This is a genomic window from Streptomyces sp. NPDC057424 (genome assembly GCF_042803315.1).
In the GTDB taxonomy this organism is placed as follows: Bacteria; Actinomycetota; Actinomycetes; order Streptomycetales; family Streptomycetaceae; genus Streptomyces.
Genome location: NZ_JBHVCP010000128.1, coordinates 819 through 2,235 on the forward strand (window position 1 = coordinate 819; position 1,417 = coordinate 2,235).

The 1,417-nt window shown below is 74.5% G+C and carries 1 protein-coding gene; it reads left to right on the top strand.

What is annotated here, in order from left to right:
* The first annotated feature begins 617 nt into the window (after positions 1-617).
* Entirely contained in the window at positions 618-1,403 is a 786-nt protein-coding gene (locus ACFU3E_RS38385) for a tetratricopeptide repeat protein (RefSeq protein ID WP_384169456.1), read from the top strand.
* Positions 1,404-1,417: the final 14 nt, after the last annotated feature.

Sequence of the window (1,417 nt, forward strand, 5' to 3'; positions counted from 1 at the left end):
CGTTCCGGCGCGACGATCGGGGTGACCGCCCTGCCTTCCGGCGTGACGACCGGCGCGACGACCGTCGGGACGAGCGGCGCGACGACCGGCGTGGCGAGCGGCGCGAGGGCGACCGCGGTGGGTTCCCCCGCCGTGACGACCGTGGCGGTTTCCGCCGCGACGACAACCGCGACCGCGGTTTCCGCGGTGACGACCGTGACCGTGGGCCCCGCCGCGACGATCAGGACCGGCCCAAGGATGGTGACCGCGGCTTCCGGCGTGACGACCGCGGTGGTTTCCGTGGCCGTGACGAGCGCCGTGACGAGCGCCGCGGCGACGACCGCGGGGACCGCGGCGGCTTCCGGCGCGACGACGCCGGCCGGGGCGGGCGCCCTGGCTTCCGTCGTGAGGACGGCCCCCGCAGTGACCGTGGCGAGTTCCGGCGGGACGACAACCGGGGCGACCGCGGTGGCTTCCGCGGCCGTGACGACCGCGGCGGGCGCGGTCCCCGGCGTGACGACCGGGGCGACCGTGGCTACCGGCGTGACGGCGACCGGGGTGGCTTCCGCGGCCGGGACGACCGTGGCCCCGGCCGGTTCCGTGAGGAGCGGGAGCGGGACAGGGAGCCCATCAAGCGGCTGCCGATCCCCGAGGACGTCACGGGCGACGAGATCGACAAGGACGTACGGCAGGAGTTGCAGAGCCTGCCCAAGACGCTCGCGGAAGACGTCGCCAGGAATCTGGTGATGGTCGCGCGGCTCCTCGACGAGGACCCCGAGGGGGCGTACGGCTACTCCAGGGTGGCGCTGCGGCTGGCGTCGCGTGTCGCCGCCGTACGGGAGGCCGCAGGGTTCGCCGCGTACGCCAGCCAGAAGTACGGCGAGGCACTGGCCGAGTTCCGGGCTGCCAAGCGGATGACCGGGAACATCGACCTGTGGCCCGTCATGGCCGACTGCGAGCGTGGGCTCGGGCGGCCGGAGAAGGCGCTGGACATGGCCGGGGCGCCCGAGGTGCACAAGCTCGACAAGGCCGGGCAGGTCGAGATGCGGCTCGTCGCGGCCGGCGCTCGCCGGGACATGGGGCAGCTGGACGCGGCCATCGTGACGCTGCAGAGCCCGGAGCTGGCCGCCGGCTCCGTGCAGCCGTGGACCGCGCGTCTGCGGTACGCCTACGCCGACGCGCTGCTCGCGGCGGGGCGCGAGAGCGAGGCGCGGGAGTGGTTCGCGAAGGCCGTCGAGGCCGACCGCGACGGCAGCACCGACGCCTCGGACCGGCTCGCCGAGCTGGACGGCGTGGAGTTCGTCGACGCCATGGTCGAGGACGAGGACGACGAAGCCCAGGCTCCGGCCGCGCCGAAGGCCGACGAGGACGAGGTCGACGCCATGGTCGAGGACGAGGACGAGAGCAAGAACGACAAGGACTGACGCCCGTAGGAGAA